17 protein-coding genes and 1 tRNA gene are annotated in these 14,265 nt (G+C 66.1%); 11 read left to right on the top strand and 7 right to left on the bottom strand.

The genetic code is table 11. The annotated features are described in order from the left end of the window. Positions 1-62: 62 nt before the first annotated feature. The 4 genes from TY51_RS11855 (at position 63) to TY51_RS11840 (ending at position 4,463) form a co-directional block, all read left to right on the top strand. Positions 63-1,718, top strand: a complete 1,656-nt coding sequence (locus tag TY51_RS11855) for a murein L,D-transpeptidase (protein ID WP_231559028.1) — start codon at positions 63-65, stop codon at positions 1,716-1,718. A 70-nt stretch (positions 1,719-1,788) separates the two neighbouring features. Further along, a complete protein-coding gene (locus TY51_RS11850; protein ID WP_042249924.1) occupies positions 1,789-2,889 on the top strand; it encodes a UDP-3-O-(3-hydroxymyristoyl)glucosamine N-acyltransferase in 1,101 nt (366 codons plus the stop codon). A 12-nt stretch (positions 2,890-2,901) separates the two neighbouring features. Beyond that, entirely contained in the window at positions 2,902-3,168 is a 267-nt protein-coding gene (locus tag TY51_RS11845) for an acyl carrier protein (RefSeq protein WP_042249923.1), read from the top strand. Positions 3,169-3,254: 86 nt separating this feature from the next. After that, positions 3,255-4,463: a beta-ketoacyl synthase gene (locus TY51_RS11840; protein ID WP_042249940.1), complete on the top strand. Its 1,209-nt coding sequence runs from the start codon at positions 3,255-3,257 to the stop codon at positions 4,461-4,463. Between the two features lie 70 nt (positions 4,464-4,533). On the opposite strand, the gene TY51_RS23455 is transcribed toward TY51_RS11840, so the two are convergent. Then, a complete protein-coding gene (locus tag TY51_RS23455) occupies positions 4,534-4,830 on the bottom strand; it encodes an invasion associated locus B family protein (RefSeq protein ID WP_255351408.1) in 297 nt (98 codons plus the stop codon). Further along, a complete protein-coding gene (locus TY51_RS24030) occupies positions 4,746-5,318 on the bottom strand; it encodes an invasion associated locus B family protein (RefSeq protein ID WP_052650098.1) in 573 nt (190 codons plus the stop codon). The genes TY51_RS23455 and TY51_RS24030 overlap by 85 nt, the downstream gene beginning before the upstream one ends. Positions 5,319-5,797: 479 nt before the next feature. On the opposite strand from TY51_RS24030, the gene TY51_RS11830 reads away from it, so the two are divergent. Then, positions 5,798-7,348 (top strand): helicase HerA-like domain-containing protein, encoded by a 1,551-nt coding sequence (locus tag TY51_RS11830; RefSeq protein WP_042249922.1) that lies wholly within the window; start codon positions 5,798-5,800, stop codon positions 7,346-7,348. Positions 7,349-7,351: 3 nt separating this feature from the next. Here the strand turns inward: TY51_RS11830 and TY51_RS11825 are convergent, their stop codons facing one another. Beyond that, positions 7,352-7,687, bottom strand: coding sequence for a DUF6477 family protein (locus tag TY51_RS11825; RefSeq protein ID WP_042249920.1), 336 nt, complete (start codon positions 7,685-7,687; stop codon positions 7,352-7,354). 216 nt (positions 7,688-7,903) lie between these two features. Between TY51_RS11825 and TY51_RS11820 the strand changes: the two genes are divergently transcribed. The 6 genes from TY51_RS11820 (at position 7,904) to TY51_RS11795 (ending at position 12,493) form a co-directional block, all read left to right on the top strand. After that, positions 7,904-9,049 carry a DUF6456 domain-containing protein gene (locus TY51_RS11820; protein WP_081994946.1) on the top strand — a complete coding sequence of 382 codons (1,146 nt, stop codon included), beginning with the start codon at positions 7,904-7,906 and terminating at the stop codon, positions 9,047-9,049. 74 nt (positions 9,050-9,123) lie between these two features. Continuing rightward, positions 9,124-10,032 carry a hydrogen peroxide-inducible genes activator gene (locus TY51_RS11815; protein ID WP_042249919.1) on the top strand — a complete coding sequence of 303 codons (909 nt, stop codon included), beginning with the start codon at positions 9,124-9,126 and terminating at the stop codon, positions 10,030-10,032. Between the two features lie 93 nt (positions 10,033-10,125). Further along, a complete protein-coding gene (gene lipA, locus TY51_RS11810) occupies positions 10,126-11,082 on the top strand; it encodes a lipoyl synthase (protein ID WP_156117996.1) in 957 nt (318 codons plus the stop codon). Positions 11,083-11,192: 110 nt separating this feature from the next. Continuing rightward, positions 11,193-11,276: transfer RNA gene (locus tag TY51_RS11805), tRNA-Leu, on the top strand. Positions 11,277-11,388: 112 nt separating this feature from the next. Beyond that, positions 11,389-11,820 carry a YqjD family protein gene (locus TY51_RS11800; protein WP_042249918.1) on the top strand — a complete coding sequence of 144 codons (432 nt, stop codon included), beginning with the start codon at positions 11,389-11,391 and terminating at the stop codon, positions 11,818-11,820. A gap of 10 nt (positions 11,821-11,830) precedes the next feature. Then, positions 11,831-12,493, top strand: coding sequence for a hypothetical protein (locus tag TY51_RS11795; protein ID WP_042249917.1), 663 nt, complete (start codon positions 11,831-11,833; stop codon positions 12,491-12,493). Positions 12,494-12,529: 36 nt separating this feature from the next. On the opposite strand, the gene grxD is transcribed toward TY51_RS11795, so the two are convergent. From grxD to TY51_RS21920, 4 genes are all read right to left on the bottom strand, one after another. Then, positions 12,530-12,892, bottom strand: coding sequence for a Grx4 family monothiol glutaredoxin (gene grxD, locus TY51_RS11790; protein ID WP_042249915.1), 363 nt, complete (start codon positions 12,890-12,892; stop codon positions 12,530-12,532). Positions 12,893-12,924: 32 nt separating this feature from the next. Continuing rightward, complete coding sequence (locus tag TY51_RS11785; RefSeq protein WP_042249914.1) at positions 12,925-13,167, bottom strand: BolA/IbaG family iron-sulfur metabolism protein; 243 nt, start codon at positions 13,165-13,167, stop codon at positions 12,925-12,927. Positions 13,168-13,287: 120 nt separating this feature from the next. Further along, the gene (locus tag TY51_RS22730; RefSeq protein WP_197054748.1) at positions 13,288-13,455 is read right to left on the bottom strand and encodes a hypothetical protein; all 168 of its coding nucleotides are present in this window, start codon (positions 13,453-13,455) and stop codon (positions 13,288-13,290) included. 126 nt (positions 13,456-13,581) lie between these two features. Beyond that, positions 13,582-13,845 carry a hypothetical protein gene (locus TY51_RS21920; RefSeq protein ID WP_156117995.1) on the bottom strand — a complete coding sequence of 88 codons (264 nt, stop codon included), beginning with the start codon at positions 13,843-13,845 and terminating at the stop codon, positions 13,582-13,584. Between the last annotated feature and the right edge of the window lie 420 nt (positions 13,846-14,265).

Raw genomic sequence — 14,265 nt, 5'->3', positions numbered from 1 at the left:
TGTGGGGTGTGGCGCCAGTCACGGCGGCATGGGACAATGGCGGACGAGTTTCGGAGGTTCAGATGGCGGTTCGGATGGTCGGGGGCGTGCTGGCGCTGGCGCTGGCAGGGGTGCTTGGGGCGGTTCCCGGGGTGTCCGGCGCGCGCGAACCTCTCGCTGCCGTGACCGTGGCCGTTGCGCCACGGCTGGATTTCACCGCGGAACAGATGGCCCTGGCGCTGGCGGTGTCCGGCGACGCCGATCTTGCCGCCTTTTACGGCAGCAACGGGCTGCGTCCGATCTTTCTTGGACCCGAGGGAGAGGCAAGACGTTCCGCGTTGCGCGAGGCGATCCAGAACGCCCCGCGTCACGGAATCCCCGCCGCGCGGTATCAGCCCGATCGCCTGACCGACGCCCAAGACCTGACGGCCGAGGTCGCGCATGCCCGTGCCCTGTCGCGGCTGCTGCGCGATCTGACCGAGGGCATCCTGAACCCCGCCCGCGTCGACCCCGAGATCAAGCGCCAGCCCCTGCGCACTGCTGTGACCCCGCTGCTGGCCCGGTTCCAGGTCGCGGCCGATCCTGCGGCGGTGCTGGCAGGGGCGGGGCCGGACCATCCGGCCTATCTGGCGCTGCAGCAGGCGCTGTCCGGTCCGGCCGATCTGGTGGTGCCGCCGGGGTTGCCGCGGATCGCCACAGGCGTCTGGCGACCCGGCCAGCGTGCGGCAGCCGTGACCGACCTGCGCGTGCGCCTGGCGGCGATCGGTTTCGCGGCCACCGGGCCGGATCTGTCGCTGTATGACGACGCGCTGACCCAAGCGGTCGCGGCGTATCAGCGGGCGGCGGGCCTGCCCGATGACGGCGTGGCCGGACCGCAGACAATCGCCGCTTTGAACGGTGACGGTGGCGCCGGGCAGGATGCGCGGCAGCGCGCGATCCTGGTCGCGCTGGAACGGATGCGCTGGATGGCGGCCGAGGATCTGGACAGCCGCCATGTCTGGGTCAACATCCCCGAATTCAGCACCACCATCATCGAGGACGGGGCCGAGGTGTTCCGCACCCGCAGCGTCATGGGCAAGGACACGCCCGAAATGCGCACCCCCGAGTTTTCGGAGCTGATGGCCAATGTCGTGGTCAACCCCAGCTGGAACGTGCCGCGGTCCATCGCCGTGCGCGACTATCTGCCCAGGCTGCAGGCCAACCGGTACGCCGTATCGCATCTTGACGTTGTGGATGGCGCGGGTCGCGTCCTGGCGCGCGACGGCATCGATTTCACCCGCTTCAGCGCGGCCAGCTTTCCGTTCCGCCTGCGCCAGAAGCCCAGTGACGTCAATGCCTTGGGCATGGTCAAGTTCATCTTTCCCAACCCCTGGAACATCTATCTGCACGATACGCCGTCCAAGCATCTGTTCGCAAACCGCGTACGGGCGGATTCGAACGGCTGCATCCGCATCGGTGATCCGGTCGATCTGGCCCATGCGCTGCTGTCGCACCAGACCGACGATCCGGCGGCAATGTTCCAGCGCGCCCGCGACCGCGAGCGCGAGACCTGGCTGTCCCTGACACCGCCGGTTCCCGTGCATCTGGTCTATTTCACCGCCTGGCCCGGCCCGGACGGACGCATCCGGCTGTTCGACGACATCTATGGCCGCGATGCCCGCATCTGGGAGGCGCTGCAGACCCACGGGTTCGGTGCGACGGCCCCTGCGGTGGTGGCCGAACTGCCCTCAGGGTTGTGACCTGCCCCGGAACGCAGGCACTGGAAGCAGCCCCGCAAACAGGCTAAGTCCTTGCGCGAAAGGGGGGACCATGGTCCTGACGATGGGTGAGCTGGCGCGGGCTCTGGACGCGCGGTGCTGGGGCGACCAGTCGATCCGGGTGACCGGCGCGGCGGAACCCGCGGCTGTCCGCCCGGTCGATGCCCATGGCGGCACGCTGGCCATGGCCATGGCCCCGAAATACGCCGAGGCGTTGACGCCCGGCAGCATCGCCATTCTTGCCGAAGGCATGGACCCCGAAGCCTATGGCCTGAAGGCCGCCATCTTTGCCCCCCGTCCGCGCCTGGTCATGGCCGGGCTGACACGTGCGTTTGATCCCGGTCCTGACATCGCGCCGGGCATCCATCCCACCGCGGTCATCGATGCGTCCGCCACGATCGGCGACGGCGCCGCGATCGGACCTTTCGTGGTAATCGGCGCGCGTGTCCAGATCGGGCAGGGCGCCCGCATCGGCGCGCATGTCAGCATCGGGCGCGGTGCGCGCATCGGGGACCGGGCCCTGATCCATCCGGGTGTGCGCATCGGCCATGACGTCGTGGCCGGCGACCGCCTGATCGTGCAACCCGGCGCGGTGATCGGCGGCGATGGATTTTCCTTCGTCACCCCCGAGGAATCGGGGATCGAGGAGATCCGCCGCACCCTTGGCACCCGCGCGGCAGTGACCCAGCAGCATTGGACGCGCATCCATTCCCTGGGCGCGGTCGAACTGGGTCACGACGTCGAGGTCGGCGCGAACGCCACCATCGATCGTGGCACGATCCGGTCGACCCGCGTCGGCGACGGCACCAAGATCGACAACCTGGTGATGATCGCCCACAACGTCGTGGTGGGCCGCGATTGCCTGCTGTGCAGCCAGGTGGGCATCGCCGGATCGTCGGTGATCGGCGACCGTGTGGTGCTGGCGGGCCAGGTGGGCGTCAGCGACAACATCCAGGTGGGCGACGACGTGATCGCGGGCGGCGCCACCAAGATCTATTCCCGCGTGCCCGCAGGCCGCGTGATCCTGGGCAATCCGGCCGTCAAGATGGAGACCCAGATGGAGATCCAGAAGGCCATGCGGCGGTTGCCGCGTTTCGCACAACAGCTGTCCAAGCTACAGGAAACGGTTACACGCCTGTTGGAAAAGGGCTGAACAGGAGGCGACATGACAGACGACATCACCCAGCGCATTCGGGCCATCATCGCGGAACAGGCGATGCTGGACCCCGACCAGATCACCGATGAGGCGACCCCCGCCGATCTGGGCATCGACAGCCTTGGCTTGGTCGAATCGATCTTTGCCATCGAGGAGGAGTTCGACATCTCGATCCCGTTCAACGCGAACGAGCCCGAGAAGTCGGAATTCGACATCTCGAACATGGGGACGATCATCGCCGCGGTGCACAGGCTGGTCGCGGAAAAGGCCGGATGAGCGGTCCGGTGGACGAGGCGCTGATCGACGCCGGTCGCGCGGCACCCGCGATCCGGCCCGCGGCCGAGATGACCGGTCGTGGCGGGCTGCGCCGCGTGGTCATCACCGGGGCAGGCACAATCAACGCGCTTGGCCACGATGTCGCCACCACGTTGGAGGCGTTCCGCGAGGGGCGCTGCGGGATCACGCAGCTGGATTTCCGCGACGTGGATCGCCTGTCGATCCAGATCGGCGGCCAGGTGCATGACTGGACGCCCGAGACCTATTTCAACCGCCAGCAGATCCTGCTGTATGACAAGTTCACCCAGTTCACGCTGTTGGCCGCCAAGCAGGCGGTCGAACAGTCGGGCCTGCATTTCCAGGGTGCACTTGGCCTCCGGTCCGGGGTCATCCTGGGCACTGCGGGCGGCGGGCTGAACACCTGGGACGAGAACTATCGTGCCGTCTATGAGGAGGGGAAGAACCGCGTTCACCCCTTTGTCGTGCCAAAGCTAATGAACAACGCCGCCGCCAGCCATGTCAGCATGGAGTTCGGCCTGCGCGGCCCCGCCTTCACCGTCGCCACAGCCTGCGCCAGCAGCAACCACGCGATGGGCCTGGCGTTTCAGATGGTCCGGTCGGGTGCGGCCGACGTGATGCTGTCGGGCGGGTCTGAGGCGATGCTGTGCTTTGGCGGCGTCAAGGCCTGGGAAGGCCTGCGGGTGATGTCCAAGGACGCCTGCCGTCCGTTCAGCGCCAACCGCAACGGCATGGTCCAGGGCGAGGGCGCGGGCGTCTTTGTCTTCGAGGATTACGAACACGCCCGTGCCCGCGGCGCCGAGATCCTGGCCGAGGTCGTGGGATTCGCGATGTCGTCGGACGCGCAGGACATCGTCATGCCCTCGGCCCAGGGGGCAGAGCGCGCGATTACCGGGGCGATGGTCGATGCGGGCCTGAACCGCGAGGATATCGGCTATATCAATGCCCACGGAACGGGCACAGCCGCGAATGACAAGACGGAATGTGCGGCGGTGGCGCATGCGTTCGGTCATCATGCGGACCGACTGATGATGTCGTCGACCAAGTCGATGCACGGCCACCTGATCGGCGGCACCGGAGCGGTCGAATTGCTGGCTTGCATCATGGCGCTGCGCGACGGGGTGATCGCGCCCACGATCGGCTATCAGGAGCCCGACCCGGAATGCGCACTGGACGTCGTCCCGAACGAGGCGCGCGAGGCGAAGGTCGATGCCGTGCTGTCCAACGCCTTCGCCTTTGGCGGGCTGAACGCGGTGATCGCCCTGCGCCGCGTCTAATCCGCAAACCCGCCACATTAAAAAGGCCGCGCCCCCAAGGGACGCGGCCTTTTCGTCAGGCAATATCAGGTCACTCGGCCGGGACGTCCTCGGCGGGCGCGTCTTCGGCAGGTTCATCGGCCGGGGTCGCGTCGGCGGCCGGAGCGGGCGCGGGTTCGGCGGCGTAGGCTGCCAGCTCGTCAAACGCGGCGGTGAAGCCAGCCAGAGACATGCCCAGCTGAACCGGCGAGTCCGGGTCGCCGCCGAAGGGCAGCAGCTGCACGGTGGCGGTGCTGCCGGCCTTCATGCCTGCCAGTTCCTGAGTGGTGAAACCCAGGCGCGCGATGCAGCCGACCGGGGCGCAGAAGCTGAACGGATAGCCGCGCATCTCTCCGCTGCGACCTGGAAGCCCAGGCCGTCGATCAGATCGGTCTCCAGCGGGGCGACCAGGGTCGCGCCGGCGGCGACGTCGCCGTTCGACAGCGGCACCATGGTCAGCTCGGCCACGGGATTTTCATCCTCGTCGGTCAGCAGCTTGTACATCTCGCAGGGGTCCTTGCCCTGATCGGCACGGATGCAGCGGATCGTCCAGTCGCCGTGCTCGGACTTGGCGTAATAGCTGCCGGGTCCGTTCGGATCGCGCGCAGGCTGGCCCGCGGGTGCGTTCGCAGCAGCCGGGGCGTCTGCAGGTGCCGCGGGCGCATCGGCAGGTGCCGGTGCATCTGCGGCCGGCGCATCCGCCGCCGGTGCGTCGGCTGCGGGCGCTTCCGCGGCAGGAGCTTCGGGCGTGGCGGGGGCCGGAGTGTCCTGAGCGAATGCGGGCCCGGCGATCAGGGCCAAGGCAGCCAGCAGCGCGTGCGAGGGTTTGATGAACATGGATCTTTCTTTCTTTTGCTCAACGCATTGCGGCTGATCTAGCACGGGACCGGGGCTTGTCAGTCCCCCGACCAAGCACGGGCTGTCACCAAGGCTTGAGGTCGGGCGGTGCTGCGCCCGCCTGCGCAAGGATTCGCGCATCGACGATGAAGGGGGTGGAACCGGTTGGCCCCTTCGGGCGTCATGCCTGAACGCGAAAGGCCGTGGTTTTCACCACGGCCCCCGACGCGTTGCGTAATTCTCCCTGCCGGACAGGCCGGTCATCATTGAGGTGCACGCTAGTCGCGCCAGCGTGATCCGTCAACGGTCAATGAATTCTTCCCTGATCACATAAAAAAAGCCGCGCCCGAGGGCGCGGCAGTCCAACAGGGAGGAAGGTCCGGGTCACGGCTGCGATCCGGACAACTTCACCTTGCCATGAAAGCGTTAAAATTGTCTTTTCAAGGCGTGCGTTGCGCAAAGTTTTCTTGGGGGATGCGATGGCCTCGGTTCTGGACCTGGATGCGGGAACGATCTTCGTGGGCGGTGCGGGCGCCGGATACACCACCCCCGAGGCGCTTCTGCTGAAGCTGGCCAACCGGCACGGGCTGGTCGCGGGCGCCACCGGGACCGGCAAGACGGTCACGCTGCAGACGCTGGCCGAAAGCCTTTCGGCGGCGGGCGTCCCGGTGTTCCTTGCCGATGTGAAGGGCGATCTGGCGGGCTTGGCCAAGGCGGGATCGGACCAAGGCAAGCTGCATGAGCCCTTCGCGGCGCGGGCCGCGCAGATCGGGATCGACCTGACCTATGCGTCCTATCCGGTCACGTTCTGGGACGTGTGGGGCCAGCAGGGTCACCCCGTCCGCACAACGCCGGCCGAGATGGGACCGCTGCTGTTGTCGCGCCTGCTGGACCTGACAGAGGCGCAGGAGGGGGTGATGGCCATCGCCTTTCGGGTCGCCGACGAGGAGGGCCTGCCGCTGCTGGATCTGAAGGACCTGCAGTCGATGCTGGTCTGGGTCGGACAGAATGCCGCCGATCTGTCGACACGCTATGGCAACGTCAGTGCCGCCAGCGTGGGCGCGATCCAGCGGGCGCTGCTGGTGCTGGAGACGGAGGGCGGCGCGAACCTGTTCGGGGAACCGGCGCTGGCCCTGACCGACATCATCCGCCAAGACGCCGACGGTCGCGGCGTCATCAGCATCCTGTCGGCCGAGCGTCTGATGAACGCCCCGCGCCTGTACGCGACCTTCCTGCTGTGGCTGCTGTCCGAGCTGTTCGAGCAGCTGCCCGAAGTGGGCGACCCGGACAAGCCGCGCGTGGCGTTCTTTTTCGACGAGGCGCATCTGCTGTTCGACGACGCACCCAAGGCGCTGATCGACAAGGTCGAGCGGGTGGCGCGGCTGATCCGGTCCAAGGGGGTCAGCATCTGGTTCGTGACCCAAAGCCCGGCGGACATTCCCGAATCGGTGCTGGGACAGCTGGGCAACCGGGTGCAGCACGCGCTGCGGGCGTTCACCGCCAAGGATCAGAAGGCGCTGCGCGACGCGGCGCAGAATTACCGCACCAACCCCGATTTCGACATTGCCGAAACGATCCAGCAGGTCGGCACTGGGGAGGCCGTGACCTCGTTCCTGCAGCCCAAGGGTGTGCCGGGTATCGCGCAACGCACGCTGATCCGTCCGCCCTTCAGTCAGGTGGGCCCGATCACCGATCAGGAACGCGCGGCGATCCGGGCCGCGTCCCCCATGGGGCCGAAATACGACACGCCGCTGGACCGCGATTCCGCGCATGAGATGCTGGCCCGCAAGACCGAAGCCGCAGCCCAGGCGGCCAGCGCCAAGGCGGATGACGGCGGTTTGTTCGACATCCCCGCGGGTGCAGGTCGGGGGCGGCCCTATCAGCCGCCCGCGCGCGAGAAGGCCGCGCCGCGCGGGCGGTCGGACAGCATCGTCCAGACCTTTGGCAAAAGCCTGGCGCGGCAGTTGGGGACCCGGACCGGGCAGGCGCTGGTCCGGGGTGTGCTGGGTTCCCTGATCAAGAAGCGTTGATCCTTACAGGGCGATGGCCGTGACCGGCATCGGCGCCGCGTCGATCGCGGCGCGCATCTCCGCCAGGATGGCGATGACCAGCAGGACGTGGCGGCGCAGGTCGTATTCGGCGGCCTGGGTCACGCGCAGGTCGTTCTGGATCTGCTCCTCTGCCCGCAGACGGGACAGGACGGCCCCCGGCGCGGGGCTGCGGTCGCTGCGCAGCAGGCGGGGAAGGTCGCGATCGCGCTTCCAGGTCTTCTGACCTTCGCGGGCGGCCCGGATCAGCGTTCCGGGACGGCGCAGGCCCTGATTCGTGGGACGGGGGCGAAAGACGATCACGTTCGAGACTGCGGTCATGGGGCTGATCCTTTGCGTTTGCCACGTGGTCACCTTCACACAACCTTGAGCTGTGTTGCCAAAAGCCCTGCCGCAGCGCGCGGTGGGGCAAGGCTTCTTTAGGAATTGTTAGGGAATGTTGCGGCTATGTGCAGAAACACCCTGTTAACCACAGGGACAGAATTCAACCCAGGGTAGTCTGCTGCCGGGCTGCCCGAGGACGACAAGGGACCTGACATGACCATATTGACCGGTGATTTCGCAATCCACACGGGCATCGCGGAGCACCGTGCGCAGGTGCAAGGGCAGACCTGCGCGCAAGACGACATGACCGAAGATGCGCGCCTGTACCTGCGCCACGTCGACCAGGGGGTGACGATCCGTGCCCTGGCCCGCGAGGCCGGGGTCCATGCCTCGACCATCCTGCGCCGCATCCGCCGTTTCGAGGCGCGTCGCGACGATCCGCTGGTGGATGCGGCGCTGGCGCCGCGTCCGCAGGGGGCCGCGGCACCCGACGAACGCCAGGCGCTGCGCGTGCTGCGCCGGCTGGCGGAACCCGGCGCGTGCATGGCCTCGGCCCCCGGCATGGATAAGGCGATCGTCACCCGCGATGACATCCGTACAGCCGTTCTGGAACGCGCCCTGGCAGAGATGATGGCGCTGAAGGGGTGGGTGGTGCAGACCCGCGGCGGCGGGCGCATCCTGCGTTACGTGATCGCGCCGGCGGGGCGCGAGGCGCTGCGCCAGATGCTGCGGTCTCCGCGCCAGCGCAGTGCGGTTCCGGGACCGTCATCCTTTGCCGACGCGCAGCCGGTCCATGAGGACGCCCAGCCCGCCCACGGCATGGCCGAGGCCCAAACAGCCTTTGATCACGGCGACCGCCACCGGGTGTGGGAGGATCGCGTGATCGAGGATCCGGAGGATGGCCGCCGCCGTCAGACCCGGGTGAACATCGCCGAAAGCCCGCTGCTGGTGCTGGCGCGTCGGCGCGACCACGATGGGCAGGCGTTCCTGACGCCGGGCATGGTCACGGCGGGCGAACGCCTGCGCGAGGATTTCGAACTGGCGCAGATGGGCCCGCGGGTGACGCAGAACTGGGATGGCTTCATGACCTCGGGGATCGACGTGTCGCGCGGTGGCGGTGGTTATCGTGGCGGATCGGAATCGGCCCGCGACCGGGTGGCCGTCGCGCTGCGCGACCTGGGGCCGGGCATGGGCGACATCGTGCTGCGGGTGTGCTGCTTTCTGGAGGGGATCGAGATGACGGAGCGCCGCCTTGGCTGGTCCGCGCGGTCCGGCAAGATCGTGCTGCGGCTGGCCCTGATGCGGCTGGAACGCCACTATGCCGAGACCTATGGCAAGGGATCGCGCCTGATCGGCTGAAGGCCATTGCCGCCCAAGGGGGCCGATCGATAAGATGGCGGACACAGACCGCGCATCCCCGATCAGGCCCCCTTATGAACATCACCCTGCGCCAGCTGCGTTATTTCCTGTCCCTGGCGCAGCACACGCATTTCACGCGCGCTGCCGAATCGATCAACGTCACCCAACCCGCGCTTTCCATGCAGATCCGCGCGCTGGAGGAGGAGGTCGGCGCCCGGCTGGTCGAACGCACACCGCAGGGCGTGGTCCTGACCCCGCAGGGCCGCGCGTTGCAGGACCACGCCCAACGGGTCATGGCCGCGATGACCGATCTGGAACAGGATCTGCGCCAGCCGGGGCAGGGCGGTCGGTTGATGCTGGGCATGATCCCCACCGTCGCGCCCTATCTGCTGCCCGAGGCGCTGCCCATCCTGCGCGCCCGCGACATCGGCCGCGACCTGCACCTGCGCGAGGCGCAGACCGATCGCCTGCTGGACGAACTGCAGGCGGGGCGCCTGGATGCCATCGTGGTGGCCAGCCCACCCGAAGGTCCGGGGCTGCAGGCGGTGCCGCTGTTCACCGACCGGTTTCTGCTGGCGGGCAGCGCGGCGCGCATCGCCGATCTGCGCAGCCGTCCGCTGTCGCCCGACGCGCTTGACCCCGGTCAGCTGCTGCTTCTGGACGAAGGGCATTGCCTGGGGGACCAGGCGCTGGAGGTCTGCGGGCTGAACCGCCGCGCGGCACGGCTGGACCTGGGGGCCGCGTCGCTGTCGACCCTGTGCCGGCTGGCCGCACAGGGCATGGGCCTGACGTTCCTGCCCGAAATCGCCCGCCGGCAGGAGCTGGCCGCGGCCCCCGGCCTGACCGCCGTCCGCTTTCCCGACCCGCAACCCGCGCGACAGGTCGTGCTGATGCGCCGTGCGTCGACACCGGGGCAGGGCTGGTTCGACGATCTGGCGCGCCTGCTGACCGCCGCCGCACGCCCATTGCTGGATGCGGGCTGACCGCAAGGCAGCCATGTGGACGCAAGGGCAGGGGATGCGTTGCCAAATCGTTGCAAAGCCCCTATTTCTGCACGAACCGCGACCGAAAGGACCATGACCTTGCGCGACCTCAGGATCCCGGATCAGCGCCACCCGGAAAAGGCGCACCGACCCGATCAGGCCCAGCCCAAGAAGCCGGACTGGATTCGCGTCAAGGCGCCCACCTCGGCGGGCTACAAGGCGACGCGCGACCTGCTGCGCGAACATCGCCTGTCGACCGTCTGCGAGGAAGCAGGCTGTCCCAATGTCGGCGAATGCTGGAGCCAGGGCCACGCCACCATGATGATCATGGGCGAGATCTGCACCCGCGGCTGCACCTTCTGCAACGTCGCCACCGGCAAGCCGCAGGCGCTGGACACGTTCGAACCCGGCCGCGTCGCGCATGCGGTGCAAAAGCTGGGCCTGAACCACGTCGTCGTCACCAGCGTCGACCGCGACGATCTGGATGATGGCGGGGCCGACCACTTCGCCCAGACCATCCGGGCGATCCGCCACCGCTCTCCGACCTCGACCATCGAGGTTCTGGTGCCCGATTTCCTGAAGTCGAAGCCCGGCGCATTGGAGACCGTGGTCGAGGCGCGTCCCGACGTGTTCAACCACAACCTGGAAACCGTGCCGGGCCTGTACCCGGAGGTTCGCCCCGGCGCTCGCTATTTCCACTCGCTGCGCCTGTTGCAGCGGGTCAAGGAGCTGGATCCGACGATGTTCACCAAATCCGGCATCATGGTCGGACTGGGAGAGGACCGTCAAAGCGTGCTGCAGGTCATGGACGACATGCGCGCGGCCGACATCGATTTCATCACCATCGGCCAGTATCTGCAGCCCAGCCCCAAGCACCATCGCGTCGACCGCTTTGTCACCCCCGAGGAATTCGCGGGCTATGAGAAGGCGGCCTATGGCAAAGGTTTCCTGATGGTGTCGGCCACGCCGCTGACGCGGTCGTCTTATCATGCGGGCGATGATTTCGCGCAATTGCGCGACGCGCGACTGGTCAAGCTGGGCCGCGCCTGAAACGACGTTGCAGGGGGCGCACGCCGCCTCTTGCAAATCGGCGCGGCTGGATTTACGCCAAGCCCATCGGTCCGCAGGGACCGCCGCCGAAAGGGCGCCTGGACCAGTCCGGGGGCGTGGCGGAATGGTAGACGCGACGGATTCAAAATCCGTTTCAGCAATGAGTGCCGGTTCGAGTCCGGCCGCCCCTACCACGCCCTTTCGCATTCCTTGTCCGCAAAGATTTTGCTGCGGTGCGGGAACAATCCAGACCCTGTGACGGTTTGTCCATCGAAGGTGACAAGACACCGATGAAAGGACCTTACCATGGCACAGAACCCCACCGCAGACGACATCAAGCGTGACGCCCGTTCGGCAGCGAACGAAGCACAGAGCGACATCAAGGATGGCGCCCGCAAGATTGCAGATGACGTCCGTGACACCGCGCGCGATCTGGCAGACAATTCTGGTGCCGCACGCCTGAAGGACCGCGGTGCCGCGCTGGCCGATGATGCTGTCGAAACCGGCCGCTACTATGCCGAGCGCGCCAAGGAAACCGGCCAGGAATACGCTGACAAGGCACGCTATGAGGCAGAGCGCCTGTACGAAGCCGGCCAGCAGAAAGCCACCGAAGTCGCACACTATGCCGAAGAGCGTTACGACGAAGTGTCCGAGATGGTCCGCCGCAACCCGGCCCAGGCTCTGGGCATCGCGGCTGGCGTCGGCTTCCTTGTCGGCCTGCTGATCTCGCGTCGCTGAGGTCGGGCATATGTTCGATTTCGCCCGACGCGTTCAAGAAGCTGTCGGCGACACGGTACGGCGCACGGCCCTAAAGGCCGTCGCCGGAGTGGTTGGTCTGGTGGCGGGGGGCTTTCTGACCGCCGCCCTGTGGTCATGGCTGGCGACCGAACTGGGCTGGGGCTCTGCCTTGGCGTCGCTGACGATCGGCGGTGGTCTGATCGTCTTGATGATCATCCTTCTGGCCGTTTCTTCCAAGCGCAAACATCAGATGCCCACGACGGACGATCTGAAGCGCGAGGTCGAGGCGCGTGTATCGCTGGCAACGGAAGCGGCCGTTGGTCGTGCGCGGTCCGAAGCGACCCGCATGGTCGAGTTTGCCGAATCCAAGGCGAGTTCGCTGATGGACCAGGCTGGAACGCGCGCGACGAAGCTGGCGTCCGATGCCGAGGAGAAACTTTTCGGCACGGTCCGCAACACGGCGAAGGCCGTCGGACTGACGTCAAGCAATGTGACTGCTGCCAAGCACAAGCTGCATAGCGGTACAGATCAGTTGCGTCAGGCGTCCGACAGCAACGCGGGAACGATGGCCAAGTTGGTCGGCGCCTTTGCAGTCGGCGTGACCTTGGCTGCCGCGATGCAGGAACGGCGCGGACATGATGATCTGGACTACGATCCCGACGACATGATGTAGAAAAAAGGGCGCTTCGGCGCCCTTTTTTATTGGATATCAGGCATTTGCTTCGCGGATCTTCTCTGCTGCATCCTTGTCGAACGCGACGCCCTTCTTGTCCAGCAACTGGTCCAGTTCGCCGGACAGGGTCATCTCGGTGATGATGTCGCATCCACCGACGAACTCTCCCTTGACGTAAAGCTGCGGGATCGTCGGCCAGTCCGAAAAGTCCTTGATGCCTTGGCGGATGTCGGCATCAGACAGCACGTTCACGCCCTCATAGGGTACGCCCATGTAATTCAGGACACCCGCAACCCTGCTGGAGAATCCGCATTGCGGCATCTCGGGGGTGCCTTTCATGAACAAGACCACGTCGTTGCGGTCGATCAGGTCCTGGATGCGAGTCGTCGCGTCGCTCATTTCGGCAATCCTTGTTTGGGGCAGGGGGCGCGTCAGTCGGGCGCCTTGGTGGTGAGGGCCAGAGCGTGCAACTCTCCGGCAGGGCCGTCCATCTTGCCCTGCAGGGCGGCATAGACGGCGCGCTGCTGCTGCACGCGGTTCAGGCCGCGAAAGCTCTCGTCGATAACTTCGGCGGCATAGTGATTTCCGTCACCGGCCAGATCGGTGATCGTGATCTTTGCCTTGGGGAAAGAGACCCGCAGAAGGGCCTCGATATCATGCGCTTCCATGGCCATGGGCGGATCCTTGTCTTTGTCCCAACAGATGTAGGGGATGCCAGCAGGGGCTGCAAGGCCGGCACGAGAACGGCCGCACCCCGTGGGGGCGCGGCCGTTCCTGCAGACGTGGTGAAAAGATTATTGGGTCGCGCTGACAGCGCCGACGGTTCCACCGACAACCGCGCCGGCAGGACCCGCAACGGCAGCGCCGCCCAGACCGCCCGTCGCCGCGCGCTCACCGACGGTCGTGCCGCAAGCCGAAAGCGCCAGCATTGCGCCGCACAGTCCCAAGGTCACATATTTCATGGTAAAAATCCTTTGATGTCTGATCCTGTCAAACAGACGCAAACCAAGGCCCCCAAGTTCCGGATATGGCACTAAAGCGATGTGGAACTGTGCAAACTCTCCACAAAATTCCACACCGGCATTAATTTAGCCTAGCCTGTGCAGGCGGATGAACCCGGCAATCGGAACCTGCACTGATTTGGTGGGAATAAGGCTTGGAATCCTTTGGCGACCCAGCCGCTGGCGCAGACGGTTGACCTCGCGTTGACCGAAGGGCTGTTGATCCATGACCCTATGGCGGATCGGGATCAAACTGCGTTCTGGAAAGACAAGGGTTCTTGTCTTGCCCGCCTGGCGCGCTTCTCCATTGCGCCGACGCTCGAATTGATAGCAGGCCAGCGCCTGACTCACGGGCGAGGGGACATGCGAGCCATGCCTCATTCGCCTAATGATCTGTTAACGTACTGAAGTGGGCTTCAGCAGAATAGCTACACTTTGGGCGAGGTAATCAACTCAAAAACGCTTAACCTGTCTCTCGCGGCTGCCAACCACGTGATGTCGGGTGCTAATGTGCTCGTATACGGGCACCTTTAGCGCCTCCGGGCTATGCCGCATCATCTGATGAGTTGTCAAAAAGTACTGGATGAGCTGGACGACGATCTCTGTCCAGATGATCTCGCGCTAAGGGATACCCGCGATAGCGCGGCGCTGGAAGACTGTAGGATGTGATGCTCGGGAGAGCCGCTCAAACCGGAAAATCTGCAAAGCATGGGTAATCGCACACGAGAATAGAACCACCGTGCAGGGCGGCTATGTTGCAACCAAGTAGAA

Source organism: Paracoccus sp. PAMC 22219 (assembly GCF_000787695.1).
Classification (GTDB): domain Bacteria; phylum Pseudomonadota; class Alphaproteobacteria; order Rhodobacterales; family Rhodobacteraceae; genus Paracoccus.
This window is presented reverse-complemented; position numbering and strand designations above follow the sequence as displayed.